This window comes from Kitasatospora misakiensis (assembly GCF_042656005.1).
Taxonomy (GTDB): Bacteria; Actinomycetota; Actinomycetes; order Streptomycetales; family Streptomycetaceae; genus Kitasatospora; species Kitasatospora misakiensis.
This window is the reverse complement of sequence record NZ_JBHSOF010000046.1, coordinates 1-22,095: the sequence shown is the minus strand read 5'-3', so window position 1 is coordinate 22,095 and position 22,095 is coordinate 1. Positions and strand designations below refer to the sequence as shown.

Here is a 22,095-nt window from a genome sequence, read left to right as displayed (position 1 = left end):
GATCGGGCCCGGCGTGGTCGCCCGGGGCCACAACCAGCACTTCCCGCCGACGGGGACTCATAACCCTGCACTTGGTTGCACTGTGATGCACCGGGTGTGTCCTTGGCCACATTCGTCCGGCATGTGCCCGTACGGCACCCCGGGGCGCGCCCGGTGCCCCTTCGCGCCCCCTTTCTGCCCCGCGTGCGCCCCCGGTCAAGCGCCCCCCGCGCCCGCGCCCCCGCGCCCCCGGCCGCCGCGATCCGCGCGCCCCCGAGGGGGTAGGTTTGCGCCTTGTGGAGGATCTCGACCAACGCATCGTCCGACTGCTCCTCCAGGACGGCCGGATGAGCTACACGGACCTGGGCAAGGCCACCGGCCTGTCCACCTCGGCGGTGCACCAGCGGGTGCGCCGCCTGGAGCAGCGCGGAGTGATCCGCGGCTACACCGCGATCATCGACCCGGACGCCGTCGACCTGGCGCTCACCGCGTTCATCTCGGTCAAACCCTTCGACCCCAGCGCCCCGGACGACACCCCCGAACGACTGGCCGACCTGCCCGAGATCGAGGCCTGCCACAGCGTCGCCGGCGAGGAGAACTACATCCTCAAGGTCCGCGTCGGCGCCCCCGGCGACCTGGAGGACCTGCTGGCCCGCATCCGCAGCGCCGCCGGCGTCTCCACCCGCACCACCGTCGTCCTGTCCACCCCCTACGAGGCGCGCCCCCCGAAGCTCTGACCGGCCCCCCGGGGGGTGCAGACTAGGCCGCATGACCGAAACCTCCCGGACCGTCCTGCTGCGCGGCGGCGCCGTCTACAGCCCCGCCGACCCCTTCGCCACCGCCATGCTCGTCGAGGGCGGGCACGTCGCCTGGGTCGGCAGCGACGGCGCCGCCGAGACGTACGCGCAGACCGCCGACGAGATCGTCGAGCTGGACGGCGCCCTGGTCACCCCCGCCTTCGTCGACGCCCACGTGCACGCCACCGCCACCGGCCTCGCGCTCACCGGCCTCGACCTCACCGGCACCCCCTCGCTGGCCGCCGCCCTCGCCGCGCTCACCGCCTTCGCCGCCGACCGCGCCGAGCCCGGCGGCGTCCTCATCGGCCACGGCTGGGACGAGACCGGCTGGCCCGAGGGCCGCCCGCCGACCCTCGCCGAACTCGACGCCGCCGCCGGCGGCGCCGCCGTCTACCTCTCCCGCACCGACGTGCACTCCGCGCTCGCCACCACCGCGCTGCGCGCCCTCACCGAAGGCCTCACCGAAGGCCTCGCCGACCTGCCCGGCTTCCACCCCGAGGGCCCGCTCACCCGCGACGCCCACCACGCCGTCCGACGGACCGCGCTCGCCCGCCTCACCCCCGAGCAGCGCCGCCGCGCCCAGAGCGCCACCCTGGCCCGCGCCGCCGAACTCGGCATCGGCGCCCTGCACGAGTGCGCCGGCCCCGAGATCTCCTCCGAGCAGGACCTCACCGCCCTGCTGGAGCTGGCCGCCGAGGGCACCGGCCCCGAGGTGTTCGCCTACTGGGGCGAGAGCAGCGGGCGCGGCGGCGTCGAGACCGCCCGCCGCCTCGGCGCGATCGGCGCCGGCGGCGACCTCTTCGTCGACGGCGCGCTCGGCTCGCACACCGCCTGCCTGCACGACGACTACGCGGACGCCGCGCACACCGGCACCTCCTACCTGAGCGCCGAGCAGATCGCCGACCACGTCGCCGCCTGCACCGAGGCCGGCCTCCAGGCCGGCTTCCACGCCATCGGCGACGCCGCGGTCACCGCCGTGCTGGAGGGCGTCCGGGCGGCCGGCGACCGGGTCGGCGCCGACCGCGTCCGGGCGCTGCGCCACCGCGTCGAGCACGCCGAGGCCCTGGACGACAAGGCCGTCGCCGCGTTCGCCGAGCTCGGCCTCACCGCCTCGGTGCAGCCCGCCTTCGACGCCGCCTGGGGCGGCCCGGACGGCATGTACGCCCAGCGCCTGGGCGCCGAGCGGGCCGCCGGGCTCAACCCGTTCGCCGCGCTGCTGCGCACCGGCGTCCCGCTGGCCTTCGGCTCGGACGCCCCGGTCACCCCGCTCGACCCCTGGGGCACCGTCCGGGCCGCCGCCTTCCACCGGACCGCGGAGCACCGGATCTCGGTACGGGCCGCGTTCACCGCCCACACCCGGGGCGGCTGGCGGGCGATCGGCCGCGACCAGGACGGCGTGCTCGTCCCCGGCGCGGTCGCCAGCTACGCGATCTGGGCCGCCGGCGAGCTGGTCGTCCAGGCCCCGGACGACCGGGTGGCCGGCTGGTCCACCGACCCGCGCTCCGGCACCCCGGGCCTGCCCGACCTCACCCCGGGCGGTCCGCTGCCCACCTGCCTGCGCACCGTCGTCCGCGGCCGCACCGTCCACCAGGCCTGACGGCCGGAGGGCGCCGCTCCCGGGCCGGCGGGGGAGCCCGGGAAGGCCGGGCCGGGGGCGGCGCAAAACGACCCTCACCTCACGGTTCGGTGTCCGGACGGGGTACCTTCTTCGGACAGCGTCCGAACAGCAGTCCCCGTACCCCGGTGGGCCGGCGTCGAGAGAGATGGTGCGACGGTGGCCATGCCCGTCACCCAGGAGCGGTCCGGAACCGCGCCCGAGACCCCCGACGGGGCGGCGGGCCCGGGCCGCGGCGCCCGCGCCCTCGCCAGGATCCGGGCCGGCCTGCCCCGCACCGGCCTGGCCGCGCTCGCCGGACTGCTGCTCGCCCTGGCCTTCCCGCCCTTCGACCTGTGGCCGCTCTCGCTGCTCGGCGTCGGCGCCCTCGCCCTGCTCACCCGGGGCCGCACCGCCCGCCAGGCCGCCTGGACCGGCTTCGCCTTCGGCCTGCCGTTCTTCCTGATGCTGCTCAGCTGGCTGCGGGTGGTCGGCTGGGACGCCACCGTCGGCCTGTCGGTCATCGAGGCGCTCTTCCTGGCCGCCCTCGGCTCCGGCCTCGCCGTCACCTCCCGGCTGCCCGGCTGGCCGCTCTGGGGCGCCTGCCTGTGGATCACCCAGGAGTGGGCCCGCGACCGGCTGCCGCTCGGCGGCTTCCCCTGGGGCCGGCTGGCCTTCGCCAACACCGCCACCCCGTACACCCCGCTGGCCGCGCTCGGCGGCGCCCCGCTGGTGACCTTCGCCGTCGCGCTGTCCGGCTCCCTGCTGGCCTGGGCCGCCCTGCGGGTGGCCGGCCGCGGCGCCGCCCGCCGCCCGGTCGCCGCCGCCCTCGCCGCGCTCGGCGCCGTCGCCGTGATGCTCGCCGGCTTCCTGGTGCCGGTGCCCACCGCGCCCGCCGACACCGTCAAGGTCGCCATCGTCCAGGGCAACGTGCCCAACCCCGGCATGGACTTCCTCGGCCGCCCGATGATGGTGCTCAACAACCACGCCGCCGCCACCGAGCGGCTCGCCGAGTCCATCAAGGCCGGCCGGACCGAGAAGCCCGACATCGTCATCTGGCCGGAGAACTCCTCCGACCTCGACCCGTTCTCCGATCCGCTGGCCTACCAGCGGATCGACGAGGCCGTCCGGGCGATCGGCGTGCCCACCCTGGTCGGCACCCTGGTGGACGGCCCCGACCAGCAGCACGTCCAGAACGAGGGCATCGTCTGGGACCCGAAGACCGGCCCCGGCGCCTCCTACACCAAGCAGCACCCGGTGCCGTTCGGCGAGTACGTGCCCTTCCGCGACCAGCTGTCCAAGATCATCACCCGGCTCCAGCGGGTCGCCCGCGACTTCTACCCCGGCGACCACAACGGCGTCATGCAGCTCGGCCCGGCCCGGATCGGCGACGTCATCTGCTTCGAGGTCGCCTACGACGAGATCGTCCGCGACACCGTCGACAAGGGCGCCCGGGTACTCGTCGTCCAGACCAACAACGCCACCTACGCCAAGACCGGGCAGCCCGAGCAGCAGCTCGCGATGAGCCGGCTGCGCGCCGTCGAGCACGGTCGCGCGGTGCTGATCGCCGCCACCAGCGGCATCAGCGCGGTGATCGCCCCGGACGGCACCGTCGTCCAGCGCACCGCGGAGCTGACCGCCGCCGAACTGTCCGCGACCGTCCCGCTGCGCGACGGCACGACCGTCGCCGACCGGGTCGGCGCCGCCCCCGAGTGGACGCTCGCCGTGGCCGGCCTGCTGGCCTGCGCCGGGGGAGTCCTGCTCGCCCGCCGCCGCCGCCCGGCGACCGGCGCGGCCGACACGGCCTAGCTCCCCGGCCGCCGGCGGTCGGTGGAACACCCGCCGCCGGCCGACCGTTGGACCAGGTGGTGCCGTAGCCGGCCCGGACCTCCCGTGCGGCGCGCAGAGCACCGCTTGGAGTGGATTCGTACCGTGACCCAGCAAGCTACCCCCGCCCGTCCGGCACCGCGCTCGAAGCTGCGGCGGGTGCTGCCGCTGCTGCTGACCGCCTGGCTGGTGCTGGAGATCTGGCTGCTGGTCCAGGTGGGCTCGTGGCTGGGCGGCCTGACCGTGGTGCTGCTGCTGATCGCCGGCGCGCTGATCGGCGGCTCGCTGATCAAGCGGGCCGGGCGGCGCGCCCTGGCGGCGGCCCTCGAGCAGACCCGTGACCCGCGGTCGCAGCAGCCGCAGACCGGCACCAGCCTGACCGTGCTGGCCGGCCTGCTGCTGATCCTGCCGGGATTCCTCTCGGACGCCCTGGCGCTGACCCTGCTGTTCCCGCCGACCCGGGCGCTCTGGCGGGCCGGCGGGCGCCGGGCCGCGGACAAGGTGCTGCGCTCCACGGCGGCGGCCGGCACCGACCCGCTCGCGGACGCGATTCGGCTGCAGGAGCAGCTGCGCATCCACCGCCCGGACGGCAAGGTGGTCCAGGGCGAGGTGGTCGAGCCGGGCGCCGGCCCGGCCGCCGGTCCGCAGGGCCCGGACACCACCTACCGCCCGCCGCTCAAGGGCTGACCCCGCCCGGCCTCCCAGCTCCTGGGAGGCCGGGCAACGCGAAAGGGACCCTGGTGACCAGGGTCCCTTTTCGCGTGCCCCCGCCCTGCGGCGGGAGCGGGGTCAGGCGCTCTTGCGGGTGTCTCGCGGGTGCACCGCGAGGTTCATCCCACCGGAGCGGAGCACGGCCAGCCGTTCGGCCAGCACCTCCTCCAGCTCCTCGCGCGTCCGGCGCTCCATCAGCATGTCCCAATGGGTGCGCGTCGGCTTCACCTTCTTCTCCTCCGGCTCGTCGCCGTCGAGAAGTGCCGCCTCCTGTCCGCAGAAGCGGCATTCCCAGGCCGAGGGGATCTCCGCCTCGACCGAGAAAGGCACCTCGAATCGGTGTCCGTTCTGACATGCGTACTCGACGGTCTGGCGCGGAGCCAGATCGATACCGCGGTCGGTCTCGTAGCTAGTGGCCCCGAGTCGCGTGCCGCGGAGAGCTCGCTCGCTCATGAATCGTGCCTCCCGGGCTAATAGCCCACAGGACTAGTGGTCGCTGTTCTTCGTCGTTCGGTCAACGCTCGGCTTCCGACGAAGATTCCCGTCCCGGGACATGCGTCGTCTGTTGTGCCGTCCCTGTTTGTACCCACCGGCGCCCGATTTGTCACATCTGGCCGGTGATATCACCCCGGGTGTCACCTGTTTCACACCTGGTGATCGGTCGGCCTTTCCTTCGACGAGCGTACCGGGACGGGATTCGACGGCCCGCGCCGCCCCTCCCGCTGGGGCCCGTCCGGCCGGGTCAGGCGAGTGGGCGGAAGCGTAGCGCGGCCGGGCCCTTGGCGAGGTCGACCCCGGCGCGTGCCTCGGGGTCGAGCTCCACCCGGACGGCCGGCGGGCCGTCCGGGCGCGGCGGGAGCGGCTGAACGGGCTGCACCGGCTGGACGGGCGCGGCGGCCTCGGTGCGGGTGTCGCGGTGCGGCAGCAGGGCGATCACCGCGTCCCGCAGCGCGGCCGGCGCGTCCTCGTCCAGCGGGTCGACGGTGGCCGGCAGCTGGAGGCGGACCGGGGCGCCGGAGCCGATCCGGGCGTAGCCGCGCCCGGCGGGGGCGTGCGCGGCGGGCGCGATGTCCAGCGGCACCCCGAGGGCGGCGTGGCTCTCCTCGGGGCCGGTCGGGCCGAGCACCACCCGGGCCCGGGTGGTGGCCCGCACGCTCGGGGAGATCCGGTCCCGGGCCTCGATGTCGTCGGCGACCACCACGGTCACCCGGGCGGCCCGGCCGTGCCGCAGCGGCAGCTCCAGCAGGTCCTGCGGGTCCGGCCGGCCCTCGGCGTGGGCCAGCTCGGTCAGCTCGGTCGGGTGGTCGAGCAGCAGCCACAGTGGCCGGGTGACGTCCTCGGGCGGGGCGGTGCCGGCGTGCCGGGCGGCGTTCAGCGCGGTGAGCCGGCGCTCGGTCTCCTGGGCCGCCCAGTGCAGCGCGGCCAGCGCGCCGTGCAGGCTGGTCTCCACCGTGTGCACGCCGGGCCGGTTGACCAGGCAGGCGTGCTCGCCGGTGCCGGCGCCGTCGATCACCACCAGGTCCGCGTACGGCAGGGCCTGGAGCGCGACCGAGCGGATCAGGCTGGAGGTGCCGTAGCCGCTGACGCCGAGCGCCAGCAGGTGCGGCTCGGCCGAGCGCGGACCGGTGCGCCAGACCACCGGCGGCTGCTGGGCGAGCGCGCCGCCCTGGTGCACCGGGATGGTCCGGGCGCTGCCGTCCTCGTCGGTGAAGCCGAGCACGATCTCGCCGGGCGCGGCGACGAAGCGCTGGGCGGCGATGTCGGTGGGCAGCGGGGACAGCGCGGCGATCCGCAGCTTGTTGGACTCCTCGTCCCAGTCGAAGCGGTACTCGCGGGCCCGGCCGGCCTTGCCCTGGACGACCTGCTCGATCCGGGCCCGGGCGGTCGGCTCGGTGTCGGTGAAGTACGCCGGGTAGGCGATCTCCAGCCGGGAGAGCCGGCCCTCGGGGTCGAACTCCCACCCGGTGAAGACGCTCTTCCAGTTGCCCTCGGGGTGGTAGAGCGGGCTCAGCTCCTCCGGTGCGGCCAGGTACGGGGTGAGCGCGGCGTACAGGGCGGTGAGCTTGAGGTCGGCGACGTCCGGTTCGGGCGCGGTCGCCGGGGCCTTGGGCGCGCGGCCCGCCCAGGCGGCGCTGGCCATCAGGGCGATCAGCGCGAACAGCAGGCCGTGCGGCAGCAGGAAGATCCCGAGCAGCATCGCGGCGACCAGGAAGACCGTCGGCCCGCGCCGCTCCTTCGGGGTGGCCTGCCAGCGGGCCTTGGCCCAGCCGACGTGGTGGCGCAGTCCGCGGCCCAGGACGGTGAGCGGCGCGAACATGTCGGAGGCGTGGTCGCCGGCCGTACGGGCGAGGTCACGGCTCTTGCTGAAGTGGAGGCGGTTGAGCGGCATTCCTGGCTCCCCGGGCGAGTGGGACGGTCGGGTGGGACGACGGGGCTTGCTGCCACGGCCGGTCCGGTGGCGGCACCGGCGGGACTGGCGGGACCGGCGGGACCGGCGGGAATGGCCGGGCCCGGGGCGGTGGGATCCGCGCCCGGGCCCGTCAGGGGGAGTGCCGGCGCTAGAACTTGATGCCGCCGAGCAGGCTGGCGAGGGTGGCACCGCCCGCGGTGATGCTCGGCGCGATCGAGGAGCCGGCGATGTAGAAGCCGAGGAGCGCGCAGACGATCGCATGGGAGACCTTGAGTCCGTCCCTGCGGAAGAAGAGGAATGTGATGGTGCCGAACAGGACGATGCCGGAAATCGAGAGGATCACGTTCTGCTCCTCGGAAGAGGGGGACGGGGACGGTGTCACGGAAAGTGCCACAATCGTGACAAAAAGTAATAGATGATGGAACGGCGCAAATGGGTGGATCTCCGGAGCGGAGCCGCCGCCCACCCCGGACGGCGGTGTGCGAACCGCCCCTCCGGGGCCGTGTGATGCCGCATTTCCGGCGCGCCGAGTCGTTCCCGTCCACCGGGCGGGAAGTTTCCGGGGGCCGCGGGAAGTTCCCCCGAACGGACGCGCAACCTTCCCGCCCGCGTGTCGTGCGTGCGTCACCCGCGTGTCGTGCGTGCGCTACCGTGCGACCGGCGCGACCACCGACAACGCCGGACGGGCCCCGAACGGGGCCGGTCCCCGGAGAAAGGCCGAGACATGACCGACACCCCCGACGCCGACGTGATCGCCCTGGCCGGCAAGCTCTTCGACGCCGCCCGGGCCGGCGACTCCGCCACCCTCACCGCCTACGTCGACGCCGGTGCCCCGGCCGACCTCACCAACGACCGCGGCGACACCCTGCTGATGCTCGCCGCCTACCACGGCCACGCCACCGCCGTCACCGCCCTGCTGGAGCGCGGCGCCGACCCGAACCTCGCCAACGACCGCGGCCAGACCCCGCTCGCCGGCGCCGTCTTCAAGGGCAGCGACGACGTCCTGGAGGCCCTGCTCGCCGGCGGCGCCGACCCCGCCACCGGCACCCCGTCCGCCGTCGACACCGCCCGGATGTTCGGCAAGGAGGCCCTGATCGCCCGGTTCGAGGGCCGACCGGAGGCCGGCTGAGCGCGCGCCGTAGGCTTGACGACCATGGAGAGCACCACCACCACAACCGGCGGAACCTTCGCGCACGACCGCACGAGTGGGCGCGTCGAGATGCGCGTCACCGGCTACGGCCACCCCGACGCCCAGCTCCTCGCGGCCGAGGTGCAGCAGGAGTACGTCCACCGCTACGGCGAGGGCGACCTCACCGAACTGCACCCCGACCACTTCGAGCCGCCGTCCGGCCTCTTCCTGATCGCCTACCTGGACGGCGAGCCGGTCGCCTGCGGCGGCTGGCGCGCCAAGACGGCGGGGCCGTTCGGCCTGCGCGACGGCGACGCCGAGCTGAAGCGGATGTTCGTCCGCCCCGCGGCGCGCGGACGCGGCCTGGCCCGCGCCGTGCTGCGTCACCTGGAGCAGGTCGCCGCCGAGGCCGGACGGACCAGGTTCATCCTGGAGACCGGCACCGAACAGCCCGAGGCCATCGCGCTGTACGCCTCCGAGGGCTACGCGGCGATCGAGAAGTTCGGCATCTACCGCGAGTACGAGCAGTGCATCTGCCTGGGCAAGGAGTTCGACGGCGGGTCCGCCGTCTGACCCGCGCCCGGGCCGGGTAGCCTCCCCGAGGGGGTCCGACGGGCCCCCTCGGGAGCGGCGCCGGCCGACGGCCGGCGAAGGCGGGGGAGAACCGCGGATGACCGGACCTGAACCACCCGCCCACCTCGCGCCCCTCGACGAACTCGCCGCCCCCGACGGGCCGTTGGCCCGCCTGGCCGTCGCCGGCCTGCGTACCGCCGGGACCGGCGGCGTCTGGTCGATCGGCGACGCCGGCGGCGTCCGGGGCCGCGGCCGGGCCGGCCGACTAGGCCAGGGCCCCTACGCCGCACGGGAGATGGACCACGACACGGTCTTCGACCTGGCCAGCATCACCAAGATCGTCGCCCTCTGGCCGTGCGCCGGAGCCCTCTGGCAGGTCGGCCGGCTCCCGCTCGACCGCCCCCTCGCCACCCACTGGCCCCCCGCCGCCGGACACCCCGTCGGCGCCGTGACGGCCCGTCAACTCCTCACTCACACCGCCGGAATGCCGCTGCGCACCCGATTCGCCGAACTGTACGGCAGCGACCCGGCGGCGATCCGGGCCGGCGTGCTCGCCGCCCCGCTGCACCGGCCGCCCGGCGCCGCCGTCGAATACACCGACCGGGCCGCCGTCCTGCTCGGCCACCTCGTCGAGGACCTGGCCGGCGCACCCCTCGACGAACTCGCCGCCCGGCAGGTCTGGCGACCGCTCGGCATGACCGACACCCACTACGGACCGCTCGGACCGCTCGGACCGCTCGGACCGCTCGGCGCGCTTGGTCCACTCGGCCCGCTTGGTCCCGGGGCCGCCCACCGCACCGCCCCCACCGAGTACGAGCGCGCGGCCGGCGGCGTCCTCTGCGGCACCGTGCACGACCCCTCCGCCCGGCTGCTCGGCGGCGTCTCCGGCAACGCCGGCGCCTTCTCCACCGCCCGCGACCTGGAGCGCTTCCTCACCGCGCTGCTCGCCCCACCCGCCGGCGCCGAACTCCCCTGGGGCGAAGCCTGGATCACCGAATCCCTGCGCGTGCAGACCGGCGGACTCGCCCCCGCCCGCGGCCTGTCCTGGCTCTGCGCCGCCGGCACCGACCCGGCCGAGGGCACCTTCGTCCACTACGGCTTCACCGGCACCGCCGTCTGGGTCTCCCGCCGCCGCGGCCGCTGGGCCCTGCTGCTCACCAACAAGGTCCACTACGACCGCGACTTCCAGCCGCTCACCGACCTGCGCAACGCCTTCCGCCGGACCGTCCTCGGCTGAGGCTGAGGCTGCGGCTGACGGCCCGGCCGAGCGGTCGTCGACGGTGGCGGCGCCGGCGGGTCAGAGCAGCGTCGACCAGTACGACCAGAAGCGGTTGAGGATCAGCAGCGCGATCACCGCCGCCCACAGCACCGGCGGCGCCCAGTGGTAGCGGGCCGCCTCCCGGACCACCGGCCGCAGCTGCGGTCCCACCGGTATGACCCCGGACCGCAGGTTGTGCAGCGTCGTGTACCAGAACAGCGGCACCACCGTCGCCCAGACCACCATGCAGTACGGGCAGAGCGCGCCGATCTCGTACAGTGCCTGGTCGATCAGCCAGTGCACGAAACCCAGCCCGAACAGCGTCCCGGCCTGGAGGCCCAGCCAGAACCACCGCCGGTACGCGCCCCCCGCCAGCAGCCCCGCGCCGACCGCCGCCAGCGCGCCGAACGCGGCCAGCCCGAGCAGCGGATTCGGGAAGCCGAACACCTCGGCCTGCTCAGTGCGCATCACCGAACCGCAACTGATCACCGGATTGATGTTGCAGCTCGGGACGTAGGAGGGGTCCTCCAGGATGCGGAGCTTGTCGAAGGTCAGCACGGCCGAGGCGGCCAGCCCGATCAGGGCCGCCAGCAGGACGAAGAGCGAGAACGCGCGGCCCGCGCCGATCGGCCCCCGCGCGGGCACGGCCGGATCGGCGGGGACGGGGCGGGAGGAGGCGGACAGAGCGGTCGATGCGGTCATGGCAGAGCACTCCGTGGAAGAGGAGAAGGGGCCGGCCCGGCCGGAATCGGCCGGGCCGGTGGTGCTCACTGCAAGCCCGCGGCCTGCTTCACCTGCGCGGTGAACTGCTCCGGCGTCAACGGCTTGTTGCCGGGGAACAGCGCCAGCGGCTTGCCGTCCACCTTCACCGTCGGCGTCCCGGTCACCCCGCTGTCGTTGAAGGCGTCCGCCACCTTCTTCGCCCACGGCGCGTACGTCCGGTCGGTGACCGCCTTCACGAAGGCGTCCGACTTCAGACCCGGCACCTTGTCGGCCAGCTCCAGCAGGTGGTTGACGTCGCCGAAGCCGTCCTCGCGCTCGTCCGGCTGGTTGGCGTACAGCACGTCGTGGTACGCCTTGAACTTGTCCGCGCCCTCGTTCACCGCGGCGCCGATCGCCGCCAGCGCGGTGCGCGACCCCTTGCCGCCGAGGTTCTTGTCCAGGAACGCGGCCAGGTGGTACTCGACCTTCACCGTGCCGTCCTCCACCAGCTTCCGGACGGCCTCGCCGTTGGTCGCCTCGAAGCTCCGGCAGACCGGGCAGCGGAAGTCCTCGAACACCTGCATGGTGTGCGCGGCGTCCGCCTTCCCGTAGGTGATCACCGTACCGTCCGTACCGGAGGTGTTCGCCGGGACGACCAGCGCGGTCGGCTCGGCCGCCTCCGAGGAGGACTTGTCGTCGCCGGCCGTGCTGATCGCCAGCGCGGTGCCGCCGACCAGGGCCAGACCGACGACGAGCGAGACGGCGAGGACGATCCGCTGACGGCGCTTGGCCGCGACCTTCTCCTGGCGCTGCGCCTCCTGGATGCGCTCACGGGCGCTGATCTTCTGGGCCTGCTTGCGCGAGGGCTTCTGGGTGGGGTGAGCCATGCTCGGTCAACTCCGTAAGGGGGGCGCGCCACCGGGCGCGCGGGGGTGTCCCGCTCCGGCGCACGGCGCTCTCGCGCGGGGCGCGGGCGCGTACGGGCGGAGGGGGATCCTGGACAGGACGCGGAGTTGTGCGCCGCCCGCCCGACACCCGGGAGCCCGACGTCGGATCGTCGGCTGGTCTTCAGCTCGTCCTCGGGTGTCGTCAGCAGGAAGGCGCGAGCAGCGGCGGGCCACGGCGCGGCGCCGGGCTCAGCACCACGTCCTCGCGGCGCGGGCGGCGGCGGTCCGAGACCGGCAGCGGCACCCGCAGCACCGGCCGCGCCGGCGCCGGCACCAGCAGCACGACCAGCGCCCGCAGCGGCGCCGCGACGGCCTGGCGCAACGCGCGCAGGGCGCGTGCCAGACCCGACAGGGCGGCGTCACCCAGCCGCAGCCACGCGGCGGCGGCCAGCGCGATCACCAGGTGCACCAGCAGGAGCAGCAGTTGGGTGGCCGCGGGCGCCAACCGCCCGGAGTGCCCCAACTGGCCGTAGAGCAGCGAGGACCCGTCCACCGAACCGCCGCCGCAGACCAGCAGGTTCATGCCGCGGGCGGGGAGGTCGCCGCCGAGGGCCGGACCACAGCTGGTCTGGCCCAGATTGAACGTCGTGTTGAGCAGCAGCTCGACCGGGACCATCACGGCCGCTATCTGCGACAGCCGGCGCTCGCCGCCGGCCAGCGCGGCCGCGGCCAGGAAGACGACGGCGGTCGCGGCCACCACCAGGATGAGCGGCAGCGGGCGACCGGTGATCACCACCTGGCCCAACGCGGACAGCGGCACGGCGAGCGCGGTGAACACCGCGGCCCGCAGGGCCCTCGTCGCGTGGGTGGAGGTCGTCACGCTCGGGAGTATGTCACGAGGCTCGCGCCGGGCACGAGGGTGCGTCGGGGTGGACGGCCGGATCGGGGCACAGATTGTCCCGCATCGGTCGTCCGTTCGCGGTGCGGGGGCGGGGAGTTCACCGGAGGGGTGGGTTTGACGGGGGACGGGCGGGTGACGGGGCGTCAGGAGCTGACGGGGGTGGTGGGGTCGTCCGACAATCGGGCGATGGATTATGCCCGTGGCCCGGGGCCGGGGGTGCCCGACGTGCCGTGGCCGCCGTGGCCGCCTTGGCCGTCGTTCCCGCCGCACCCGTCGTCCCCGCCGCACCCGGTGACGCCGTGCCCGTCGCCGTCGGTGCCGCCGTCGGCCTCGGCCTCGCCCACTGCTGCGCCCTCACCCGCGGCCACCCCCGCGCCGACCGCCGTCCCCGCCCCACCGCCGCCACCACCCTCGTCCGTTTCCGCTCCCGCTCCGGCTCCGGCTCCCGCTCCCCTCCCCGAACCGGCCGCGGCGTCGGCCACGCGGACCTCCCCGGCGGCCACCCCGCACCTCGCGAAGCCGCCACCGGCCCCGCCCCGCGCCCCGCTCACCGTCCGACCGGCGCCCGAACCGTCCCCCTCGCCCACGCCCACGCCCGAACAGGCCTCCCCGAGCTGGACTTCACCGCCCCCGCCCCGGCCTCCGCCGCCGGCCCCGACCGCCACCCTCACCGCCGTCGCCGCGCCCGGCCCGCCCGCCGCCGCACCCCCGGCCGCGCGCCTCGACCCCACCACCTGGACCGCCGTCCTCGTCCTCACCGTGCTCGTCCCCGCCGCGCTCGCCGCCGCCCTCGGTCACCACCACACGAGCTCCCGGAGCCGCCGATGAACCCCGTCCCGCTGCTGAGCGCCGCCGCCTGCGTGACCCTCGCCGTCGGCGCCCTGGCCGTCGCCCACCGGCTGCGCCCGGCCGTCCCCGAAGGCGAACTCCCACCCGAGCCGCACACCGTCCTCTCCAGCATCGGCTCCGGCCTCCTCTCCGGCTTCATCCTGCTCACCGGCTTCCTCGTCGCCACCGGCTGGGCCGCCCGCACCACCGGCGTCCTCCCACCCCGCGGCCTCTACATCGCCGACCTCGCCGCCGGCACCGCCGTCCTCCTCTACCCCGCCCTCGCCGGCCTGCCCTTCACCCCCCGCTACACCACCGCCGTCACCTTCTTCGCCGCCCTGGTCGGCTACACGATGGCCCTCGCCGTCCAGCTGCGCCCCTGACGGCGCCGCCGCGCAGGAAGTCGACCCGGCCGACCTCCCACTCCGCAGAGCCCGGGGGTGGGGAGGGGGCGGGCGGGCTAGCCTGGAGGCGTTCCGGAGGCCCCAGGAGAGGGGTGCAGGCGGATGGCCGCTGACATCGTCACCGTGGGTGATGTGGTGCTTGGGCGGATCCGGGCGCAGGCCGAGGAGCTGGCCGGGCTGGACGCCGCCGTACGGGCGGACGAGCCGGACGCGGTGCACCGGATGCGGGTCGCCTGCCGGCGGCTGCGCAGCGCCTTCCGGACGTACCGGCGACTGCTGGCACCGGGGGCCACCGACGAGCTGGTGGCCGAGCTGCGGTGGCTGGCGGCGGTGTTGGGGCGGGCCCGCGACCAGGAGGTGCTCGACGAGCGACTGGCGGCGCGGGCGCGGGCCCTGCCCGAGGAGTGCGCGCCCGAGCGGGTCGCGGCCGAACTGGAGCGCCGGGGGCAGGCCGAGTACCGGCGGATCCGGCCGGAGGTGGTCGCCGCGCTGGACAGTCCGCGCCGCAGAGCCCTGGCCGACGGCCTGGCCGCGCTGCTGGCCGAACCGCCGCTGCGCGGCCGGGCGGCCCGGCCGGCCGGTCCGGAACTGGCCCGGGTGGCCGCGCGGGAGCAGCGCCGGACGGCCGACCGGGTGCGCTCCGCACTCGCGGACACCGAGGAGCGGGACCTCGCGCTGCACGAGGCCCGGAAGGCCGCCAAGCGCGCCCGGTACGCGGGCGAGACGGCGCGGCCGGTGGCGGGCCGGGCGGCGGAACGGTACGTCGCGCGGATGAAGGCCGTCCAGGAGGTGCTCGGCGAGCACCAGGACGCCGTGGTGGCGGCGGCCGCGCTGCGGGAGCGGGCGGGCGCCTCGCAGGAGCCGTTCGGCTACGGGGTGCTGTACGGGCAGCAGTTGGCGGAGGCGGAGCGGGCCCGGCTCGCGCTGCCGGAGGTGTGGGCACGGGCGGCCCGGCCGAAGCTGGCGCGGTTCGGCTGACGGCGGCGCCCGGGCCGGTCTGGCTTCACGCCTCGGTCGGGCTCACTCCCCGGCCGGATCGAGCCCGGCGGCGAGGGCGGCGGTGCGGAGCAGCTCACGCAGCATGGGGACGCTCAGCCGGCCGGTGTTCGTGTTGCGCGGACTCACGTGGTAGCAGCCGTACAGCTCCAGTGGCGGCCCGCCGTCACGGGCGGGCAGCGTGACGTGGGCGCCGTGCCCGAACAGCGGCCGGGGCTGCGGGACGCTCCAGCCGGCCGCGTCGAGGGCCGGGAGGACCGCCTGCCAGGCGAAGCCGCCGAGTGCGACGACGCTGCGCACGGTGGGCCGGAGGAGCTCGAACTCGCGGGCGATCCAGGGGCGGCAGGTGTCGCGTTCGGCGGTGGTCGGCTTGTTGTCGGGCGGGGCGCAGCGGACCGGGTCGGTGATGCGCACGCCGTGCAGCGCGAGGCCGTCGCCGTGCCGGACGGAGAGCGCGCGGTTGGCGAGGCCCAGGCGGTGCAGCGCGGCGTACAGCAGGTCGCCGGAGGGGTCGCCGGTGAAGATCCGGCCGGTCCGGTTGGCGCCGTGTGCGGCGGGGGCGAGGCCGACCAGGACGAGCGGCGCGTCGGGCGGGCCGAAGCCGGGGATGGGCCGGGCCCAGTAGTCCCAGTCCAGGTAGGCGCGGCGTTTGGTGCGGGCGGTCGCCTCGCGCCACTCGACCAGGCGGGGGCAGGCCCGGCAGCCGGTGACGACGCGGTCGAGGACGGTGAGGTCCGCGGCGCGGGCCGCGGCCGCGGCGGGGTGGCGCGGGTGGTCCGGGTCGTCGGCGGGGGACTGCGGCATGGCGACGATCCTAGGGCGTTTCCGGGGCCTCTCCAGGGCGTCTCCCGGGCCTCTCCCGGGTCCGGGGCGCGCGTTCGTTCCGGCGCCGCCCGGGCAGGCGTAGCGTGGAACCAGCTGTTCCGGCGGCCGTCGGCCCGGCTGGGGTGGCGACGGCCGGGGCTCGCTGCCGCGCGAGGAGGCCGTGATGGTCGTCGATGTGGTGATAGGGATCATCGTCGGGGTGCTGATTCTGGCGGCCGTGGTGGCGGGCCTGAGCGTCCGGGTCGTGCAGCAGTATCAACAGGGAGTGGTGTTCCGGTTCGGCAGGGTGCGCGACGAGGTGCGCGGGGCGGGACTGGTCGCCCTGGTGCCGGTCGCGGACAAGCTGCGCCGGGTGAACGTGCAGATCGTGACGCTGCCGATCCCGGCGCAGGAGGGCATCACCCGGGACAACGTGACCGTCCGGGTGGACGCCGTCGTCTACTTCCGGGTGCTGGACCCGGTGAAGGCGATCATCAACGTGCAGGACTACAACTTCGCGATCTCCCAGGTGGCGCAGACCTCGCTGCGGTCGATCATCGGCAAGAGCGAGCTGGACGACCTGCTGGCCAACCGCGAACCGATCAACCAGGGGCTGGAGTTGATGATCGACAGTCCGGCGCTCGGCTGGGGGATCGAGATCGACCGGGTGGAGATCAAGGACGTGGCCCTGCCGGAGTCGATGAAGCGCTCGATGTCCCGGCAGGCGGAGGCCGAGCGGGAGCGGCGTGCGCGGATCATCACGGCGGACGGCGAGTACCAGGCGTCCGCGCGGCTGTCGGAGGCGGCCGCGGTGATGAGCTCGACCCCGGCGGCGCTCCAACTGCGGCTGTTGCAGACGGTCGTGGAGGTCGCGGCGGAGAAGAACTCGACGCTGGTGCTGCCGTTCCCGGTGGAACTGCTGCGCTTCCTGGACAGCGCGGCGGAGACCCACCGGCGCGCCGCCGGGGAGGCGGTGGCGGCGCCGGGCAAGCGGGCGGAGCCGGAGGAGCCGGAGGAGCCGGTGGCGGGGGACGAAGCGCCGTCGGTGCGCGGTGTGGAACAGCTCGAACTTCCCCCGCTGGAGGAGCTGTTGGAGCATTCACCGCTGGAGCCGGAGGAGGGCTCAGCGGGCGGTCCGGAGGACGCGCCGGAGGGCGGGCGGGACGTCGCGTAGCGGGTCCGGTGGCGGGGCACCGGGTGCTGGACCACGATGGAGTGATGGGAGTGGCAGGCAGGTCAGGAGGCCGATCATGACCAGTGCGGGCGACATCATGCACCAGGGCGCGGAGTGCGTGCGCGAGCACGAGACGCTCGCGAGCGCGGCCCGGCTCATGAAGGAACGCGGCGTGGGAGCGCTGCCGATCTGCGGGGAGCGCCAGAAGCTCCTGGGGATCCTCACCGACCGGGACATCGTGCTGAAATGCGTCGCCGAGGGCCTCGACCCGGAGCGGGTGACCGCGGGAGAGGTGGCCCAGGGGCGGCCGATGACGGTGGAGGCGGACGAGGACGTCGAACAGGTGCTGCGAGTGATGGAACAGCACCGGGTGCGCCGGCTGCCGGTGATCAACCACCCGGAGCACGAGCTGGTCGGCATGATCAGCGAGGCGGACATCGCGCGCGGTATGCCGCAGGCGCGGCTGGCGGAGTTCGTGATGGCGGTCTGCGCCGAGGACTCGCCGCGTTCGAAGGAGGTGCTGGAGACACCGCAGGACGCATGACGGGCGAGCGGCCGGCGCGGACGGGATCCTCGGCGGCGACGGGAACGGCGACCAGGACGGGCGCGGGGAGATTTTCGCGGGGCCCGCGCGGTCCGGAACCCCGGGCCCGGCGCGTGGTGATCAACCGCCTGTTGCGGGCCTGGGGCGTCCCGGCGGCGCAGATGGTGGTGCGGGGCGGCGAGGTCCTGGACTTCGGGGACGGCCTGGTGGTGGAGGCGGTCGCGAGCCGGCACAGCCGCAACGCCCGGCACCAGTACTTCGCGCCCGGCACCGTGCCCGCCGTGTCCGCGCAGCCGCCCGCGACCATCGGGGACCTGGTGGAGGGCGACACGCTGGCTTTCCAGGTGGCCTTTTCCGGCGGGCCCACGGCGTTCCTGATGGGCGCGAGCGACTTCGCCGAGCGTGAGCTGGCCGGGCTGCGGCCGGACGTCGCGATGGTGGCGGTGCCCAGCAGTACCGCCACCCACCGGTACGTGCCCCGGCTGCTCGCGGCGCTGGGCCGCCCGCGTACGGTGGTGCCGGTGCACTGGGACCGGTTCGAGACGGAGCTGGTCAACCCCGTCCAGCCGGACGCGGACCTCGCCCCCTTCCTCGCCCAGGTGCGCCAGGCCGCACCGGGCACCCGGGTGGTCGTCCCGGACTACCTGACACCGCGCACCTTCCGCTAGGCGCCCGGAGCGACCTCCGGGCGCCGGGCTCCGACTCCTGCTTCCCCATCCTCTCCCTCTCCCTCACTTTGCAAAGTGCACTTTGCAAAGTGAGGGAGAGGGCAGAAACGCCCACGTGAGGCGGGTCTTGGACTTTGCAAAGTGCACTTTGCAAAGTCCGAGACCGGTCCGGGCGGCGGGCTCAGGCCAGGGCGTAGAGCGTGGTGGCGTGGGCGGCCGGCTCCTCCTCGCCCTCGGCGGTGAGGGTGATGTCCAGGAACGCGAGCCGCCGGCCCAGCTTGGTGACGCGGGCGTGCACCAGGACGTCCTGCCCGAGGACCGCGCGCTGGAAGCTGGTGGACTGCTGGACGGTGGTCATCGGGCCGAAGCCGCCCCGGGCCGCCGAGACCGCGATCACGCTCGCGGTGTCGGCGGCGGCCATCAGGGCCTGGCCCGACAGCGCGCCGCCCTCCCGGGCCAACTGGTCGGACCAGGGCAGGCGGAGTACGGCGTGGCGCTCGCCGGTGTCGGTCACCGACAGGCCGAGCGCCTGCACCCAGGGGGCGAAGTTGTCGGCCAGGATCTTGTCCGCCTCAGCGGTGGTGAGGGTCATGCCGCCATTGTGGCGGCCGGGCCGGGCGGTGTCAGGGAGTCGCGGTGGTGGCGGCGGAGCACGGCGACAGCGGCCCCCGCTACTCGCCCGCCCCCTCCGCCGCCTCCGCCCGCAGCGCCCGCCGCATCAGCTCCGCCAGGTGCAGGGCCCGCCGCCCGTCCGCCAGTTGGGCGATCTGGGTGCGGCAGCTGAAGCCGTCCGCGAGGATCACCGTGTCCGGCCCGGCGGCCCGGACCTCCGGCAGCAGCACCCGCTCGGCGATCGCCACCGAGATCTCGAAGTGCCCCCGCTCGAAGCCGAAGTTGCCCGCCAGCCCGCAGCACCCGGAGTCCAGGACCCGGTTGTCGACGCCCATCCGCCGCTCGACCCGGCGGTCCGCCGCGCTGCCGAGCACCGCGTGCTGGTGGCAGTGGGTCTGGGTGACGGCGTCCACCGGCAGCTGCGGCAGCGGCGCGTCCGGCGCGTACTCGTCGACGAACTCGGCGAAGGTGCGGGTCCGTTCGGCCAGCGGCCGGCCCTCGGCGCCGAGCAGGCGCGGCACCTCCTCGCGCAGGGTGGCGGTGCAGCTCGGGTCCATCCCGACGACCGGGGTGTCGGCGGGCAGGCCGGTGGCGGCGAGCGCGGCCAGGCTGCGCCGCATCACCCGCCGGGCGCCGCCGAGTTGGCCGGTGGAGTACCAGGTCAGGCCGCAGCAGACCGGCCCGGCCGGCAGCCGGGCGTCGAAGCCGAGGTGGTCGAGGACCTCGACGGCCGCGCGCAGCACCTCCGGTTGGAGGTGGTTGGCGAAGGTGTCCGGCCAGAGCAGGACGGGCCGCGCGCCCGCCGGTGCCGGGTGCTCGGCGCGGTGCCGCCGGTACCAGCGGGTGAAGGTCTCCGGCGGCAGGACCGGCAGCACCCGGCGCGGGTCGATGCCGCCGAGCCGCTTGAGCACCCCGGCGGCGGGCGAGCGGGCGAGCGTGTTCACCAGGCCGGGCGCGAGCGCGGCGCCCCGCAGCCAGAGCGGCAGCCGGCCCATCGCGTAGTGGGCGGCGGGCCGCGGCCGGTGCCGGTAGTGCTGGTGGAGGAACTCGCTCCGGTAGGTGGCCATGTCGACGTGGACCGGGCAGTCGCTCGCGCAGCCCTTGCAGCCGAGGCAGAGGTCCAGCGCCTCGCGGACCTCGGCCGACCGCCAGCCGTCCGTGATCGCCGCCCCGCCCGGGTGGCCGGGCGGGGCCGCCGCGCCGCGCAGCATCTCGGCGAGCAGCCGGGCCCGGCCGCGGGTGGAGTGCCGCTCCTCGCCCGTGACCATGTAGCTGGGGCACATCACGCCCGTGGTCGGGTCGACGCACTTGGCGACGCCGACGCAGCGGCGCACCGCCTTGGCGAGGCTGCCGTCGTCCTGCTCGTACGGCAGAGCGAGTGGCAGGGCGAGCGGCAGGGCGAGCGGCAGCTCGCGCACCGGGCCGGTGAAGCGCAGGTCGGCGTCGAGCGGGCGCGGATCGACCAGGGTGCCGGGGCTGAGCAGGTTCTCCGGGTCCCAGATCCGCTTGAACTCCCGGAACGCCGCGATGATCTCGGGCGGGTACATGCGCGGCAGCAGTTCGGCGCGGGCCTGCCCGTCGCCGTGCTCGCCGGAGAGCGAACCGCCGTACGAGACCACCAGATCGGCCGCCTGCTCCATGAACTCCCGGAACACCGGCACCCCGTGGGGCGCGGCGAGCGGGAAGTCGATCCGCAGGTGGACGCAGCCCTCGCCGAAGTGCCCGTACGGCACGCCGTGCAGGTCGTGCCGGCGCAGCAGGGCGCGCAGTGCGCGCAGGTAGTCGCCGAGCCGCTCCGGCGGGACGGCCGAGTCCTCCCAGCCGGGCCAGGCCTCGCCGCCGCCGGGCAGCCTCGTCACCGTCCCGGCGCCGGCCTCGCGCACGCCCCAGAGCTGGCGCTGCTCGGCCGGGTCGGTGACCACGGCGGCGGTGGCGACGCGTTCGCGCCGGACGGCCTCGGCGAGCCGGCGGGCGGCGTCCAGCGCTTCGGCGGGCGTCGCGCCGCCGGTCTCCAGGAAGAGCCAGCAGGCGCCGTCGGGCAGCCGGTCGAGGGCGGGCGGGCGCGGACCGGCGGCGAGCAGCGCGGCGATCAGGTCGGCGGCCATGCCCTCGACGGTGAGCGGGCCGAGCGGCAGCAGCGCGGGCACGGCGTCCGCGGCGGCGGTCTCGTCCGGGTAGCCGGCCACCACCAGGGCGCGCGCGGGCGGGTCCTCGACCAGCCGGACGGTGGCGCCGAGCAGCAGCGCGCAGGTGCCTTCGGTGCCGGTGAGCGCCCGGGCCAGGTGGTGGCCGCGTTCGGGCAGCAGGGCGTCCAGCGGGTAGCCGGAGACCCGGCGGGGCAGCTCGGGCATGCCCCGGCGGATGACGGCGAGGTTCTGTTCGGTGAACTCCTGGAGCCGGTGGTGGAGTTGGCCGACGCGCCCGGGCAGGGCGGCGAGCGTGGCGCGTTCGGCGGGGTCGAGCGGGCCGCCGACGGTCAGTTCGGTGCCGTCGGCGAGCAGCAGGTCCAGCGACTCGACGTTGTCGGCCGTCCGGCCCCAGGCCACCGAGTGCGCGCCGCAGGAGTCGTTGCCGATCATGCCGCCGAGGGTGCAGCGGCTGTGCGTGGACGGGTCGGGGCCGAACCGCAGCCCGTACGGGTGGGCGGCCCGCTGCAGGTCGTCCAGCACCGTGCCCGGCTCGACCCGCGCCGTCCGGCGCTCCGGGTCGACGGCGAGGACGGCGCCGAGGTGGCGGCGGAAGTCGAGGACCACGGCGCCGGGGCCGATCGCCTGCCCGCTGATGCTCGTCCCGGCGCCGCGCGCCACCACCGGCACGCCGTACTGGCGGCAGAGCGCGAGCGCGGTGCGGACGTCGTCCTGGTCGGCGGGTTTGACGACGCCGAGCGGCAGGTGGCGGTAGTTGGAGGCGTCCTGGCTGTAGACGGTCCGCTCGGCGGCGCCGAACCGGACCTCGCCGCGCAGCACGGCCGCCAGCTCGCGGGCCAGCACGGCTCCGGGCGCGGTGTCGGAGCGGCTCACGGGCGGTCCTCCCGGGCGGTGACGAACGGTCCCCCGCCGATCATCGCAGCCACCCCCGGCAGCCGGAACCACGACCGCGCCGCGTACCGCCGGCCGGGTGCGGGGACAAACCGCCGGCGGCCACCCCCGTACCTCTGGCACCGTCGGCCTCCGTGAGCCGGTCTTCCACCCCGCCGTGCGCCGGGGACGCACGGCGGGGCGGGCCCGGAGGCCCTAGGGCCTGTCTTCAAACCCCCGCCTGCGGGCCGACGCCGGGGCACGCACCTCGACGGCTTCT

The 22,095-nt window shown here is 75.4% G+C and carries 21 protein-coding genes; 12 read left to right on the top strand and 9 right to left on the bottom strand.

All coding sequences use genetic code 11. The features are described 5' to 3' along the window. Positions 1 to 275 precede the first annotated feature (275 nt). The 4 genes from ACFP3U_RS28095 to fxsA all read left to right on the top strand — a co-directional run bounded on the left by ACFP3U_RS28095 (position 276) and on the right by fxsA (position 4,884). The gene (locus ACFP3U_RS28095) at positions 276 to 716 is read left to right on the top strand and encodes an Lrp/AsnC family transcriptional regulator (protein WP_380228510.1); all 441 of its coding nucleotides are present in this window, start codon (positions 276 to 278) and stop codon (positions 714 to 716) included. Between the two features lie 31 nt (positions 717 to 747). Then, positions 748 to 2,373 carry an amidohydrolase gene (locus tag ACFP3U_RS28090; RefSeq protein ID WP_380228509.1) on the top strand — a complete coding sequence of 542 codons (1,626 nt, stop codon included), beginning with the start codon at positions 748 to 750 and terminating at the stop codon, positions 2,371 to 2,373. 183 nt (positions 2,374 to 2,556) lie between these two features. Beyond that, on the top strand, positions 2,557 to 4,179 hold the full coding sequence (lnt, locus tag ACFP3U_RS28085; protein ID WP_380228508.1) for an apolipoprotein N-acyltransferase: 1,623 nt from the start codon (positions 2,557 to 2,559) through the stop codon (positions 4,177 to 4,179). 123 nt (positions 4,180 to 4,302) lie between these two features. After that, positions 4,303 to 4,884: an FxsA family membrane protein gene (fxsA, locus tag ACFP3U_RS28080; protein WP_380228507.1), complete on the top strand. Its 582-nt coding sequence runs from the start codon at positions 4,303 to 4,305 to the stop codon at positions 4,882 to 4,884. 102 nt (positions 4,885 to 4,986) lie between these two features. On the opposite strand, the gene ACFP3U_RS28075 is transcribed toward fxsA, so the two are convergent. The 3 genes from ACFP3U_RS28075 to ACFP3U_RS28065 all read right to left on the bottom strand — a co-directional run bounded on the left by ACFP3U_RS28075 (position 4,987) and on the right by ACFP3U_RS28065 (position 7,661). After that, positions 4,987 to 5,361, bottom strand: coding sequence for an RNA polymerase-binding protein RbpA (locus ACFP3U_RS28075; protein WP_380228506.1), 375 nt, complete (start codon positions 5,359 to 5,361; stop codon positions 4,987 to 4,989). 289 nt (positions 5,362 to 5,650) lie between these two features. Beyond that, complete coding sequence (locus tag ACFP3U_RS28070; protein WP_380228505.1) at positions 5,651 to 7,297, bottom strand: hypothetical protein; 1,647 nt, start codon at positions 7,295 to 7,297, stop codon at positions 5,651 to 5,653. A gap of 169 nt (positions 7,298 to 7,466) precedes the next feature. Further along, the gene (locus ACFP3U_RS28065; protein WP_030306123.1) at positions 7,467 to 7,661 is read right to left on the bottom strand and encodes a hypothetical protein; all 195 of its coding nucleotides are present in this window, start codon (positions 7,659 to 7,661) and stop codon (positions 7,467 to 7,469) included. A gap of 381 nt (positions 7,662 to 8,042) precedes the next feature. Here ACFP3U_RS28065 and ACFP3U_RS28060 point away from each other — a divergent pair, with 381 nt between their 5' ends. The 3 genes from ACFP3U_RS28060 to ACFP3U_RS28050 all read left to right on the top strand — a co-directional run bounded on the left by ACFP3U_RS28060 (position 8,043) and on the right by ACFP3U_RS28050 (position 10,257). Further along, positions 8,043 to 8,447 (top strand): ankyrin repeat domain-containing protein, encoded by a 405-nt coding sequence (locus ACFP3U_RS28060; RefSeq protein WP_380228504.1) that lies wholly within the window; start codon positions 8,043 to 8,045, stop codon positions 8,445 to 8,447. 24 nt (positions 8,448 to 8,471) lie between these two features. Next, positions 8,472 to 9,020 carry a GNAT family N-acetyltransferase gene (locus ACFP3U_RS28055; RefSeq protein WP_380228503.1) on the top strand — a complete coding sequence of 183 codons (549 nt, stop codon included), beginning with the start codon at positions 8,472 to 8,474 and terminating at the stop codon, positions 9,018 to 9,020. A 97-nt stretch (positions 9,021 to 9,117) separates the two neighbouring features. Next, complete coding sequence (locus ACFP3U_RS28050) at positions 9,118 to 10,257, top strand: serine hydrolase domain-containing protein (protein ID WP_380228502.1); 1,140 nt, start codon at positions 9,118 to 9,120, stop codon at positions 10,255 to 10,257. Between the two features lie 60 nt (positions 10,258 to 10,317). On the opposite strand, the gene ACFP3U_RS28045 is transcribed toward ACFP3U_RS28050, so the two are convergent. From ACFP3U_RS28045 to ACFP3U_RS28035, 3 genes are all read right to left on the bottom strand, one after another. Beyond that, entirely contained in the window at positions 10,318 to 10,980 is a 663-nt protein-coding gene (locus ACFP3U_RS28045; RefSeq protein ID WP_380228501.1) for a vitamin K epoxide reductase family protein, read from the bottom strand. A gap of 65 nt (positions 10,981 to 11,045) precedes the next feature. Then, complete coding sequence (locus tag ACFP3U_RS28040) at positions 11,046 to 11,867, bottom strand: DsbA family protein (protein ID WP_380228500.1); 822 nt, start codon at positions 11,865 to 11,867, stop codon at positions 11,046 to 11,048. Positions 11,868 to 12,069: 202 nt separating this feature from the next. Further along, positions 12,070 to 12,747 carry a hypothetical protein gene (locus tag ACFP3U_RS28035; RefSeq protein WP_380228499.1) on the bottom strand — a complete coding sequence of 226 codons (678 nt, stop codon included), beginning with the start codon at positions 12,745 to 12,747 and terminating at the stop codon, positions 12,070 to 12,072. Positions 12,748 to 13,592: 845 nt separating this feature from the next. Here ACFP3U_RS28035 and ACFP3U_RS28030 point away from each other — a divergent pair. Together ACFP3U_RS28030 and ACFP3U_RS28025 are read left to right on the top strand one after the other, a co-directional pair. Next, positions 13,593 to 13,979, top strand: a complete 387-nt coding sequence (locus ACFP3U_RS28030) for a hypothetical protein (RefSeq protein ID WP_380228498.1) — start codon at positions 13,593 to 13,595, stop codon at positions 13,977 to 13,979. A gap of 123 nt (positions 13,980 to 14,102) precedes the next feature. Further along, entirely contained in the window at positions 14,103 to 14,978 is an 876-nt protein-coding gene (locus ACFP3U_RS28025) for a CHAD domain-containing protein (RefSeq protein WP_380228497.1), read from the top strand. A gap of 42 nt (positions 14,979 to 15,020) precedes the next feature. Here the strand turns inward: ACFP3U_RS28025 and ACFP3U_RS28020 are convergent, their stop codons facing one another. Beyond that, a complete protein-coding gene (locus ACFP3U_RS28020; RefSeq protein WP_380228496.1) occupies positions 15,021 to 15,800 on the bottom strand; it encodes a uracil-DNA glycosylase in 780 nt (259 codons plus the stop codon). A 184-nt stretch (positions 15,801 to 15,984) separates the two neighbouring features. Between ACFP3U_RS28020 and ACFP3U_RS28015 the strand changes: the two genes are divergently transcribed. The 3 genes from ACFP3U_RS28015 to ACFP3U_RS28005 all read left to right on the top strand — a co-directional run bounded on the left by ACFP3U_RS28015 (position 15,985) and on the right by ACFP3U_RS28005 (position 18,186). Then, on the top strand, positions 15,985 to 16,974 hold the full coding sequence (locus tag ACFP3U_RS28015; RefSeq protein ID WP_380228495.1) for a slipin family protein: 990 nt from the start codon (positions 15,985 to 15,987) through the stop codon (positions 16,972 to 16,974). Between the two features lie 76 nt (positions 16,975 to 17,050). Then, complete coding sequence (locus ACFP3U_RS28010) at positions 17,051 to 17,518, top strand: CBS domain-containing protein (protein WP_380228494.1); 468 nt, start codon at positions 17,051 to 17,053, stop codon at positions 17,516 to 17,518. A 113-nt stretch (positions 17,519 to 17,631) separates the two neighbouring features. Next, entirely contained in the window at positions 17,632 to 18,186 is a 555-nt protein-coding gene (locus ACFP3U_RS28005; RefSeq protein WP_380228493.1) for an MBL fold metallo-hydrolase, read from the top strand. A 181-nt stretch (positions 18,187 to 18,367) separates the two neighbouring features. Here ACFP3U_RS28005 and ACFP3U_RS28000 read toward each other — a convergent pair whose 3' ends face one another. Further along, positions 18,368 to 18,778, bottom strand: coding sequence for a PaaI family thioesterase (locus ACFP3U_RS28000; protein ID WP_380228492.1), 411 nt, complete (start codon positions 18,776 to 18,778; stop codon positions 18,368 to 18,370). A gap of 79 nt (positions 18,779 to 18,857) precedes the next feature. Further along, positions 18,858 to 21,818 (bottom strand): FAD-binding and (Fe-S)-binding domain-containing protein, encoded by a 2,961-nt coding sequence (locus ACFP3U_RS27995; RefSeq protein ID WP_380228491.1) that lies wholly within the window; start codon positions 21,816 to 21,818, stop codon positions 18,858 to 18,860. Positions 21,819 to 22,095: the final 277 nt, after the last annotated feature.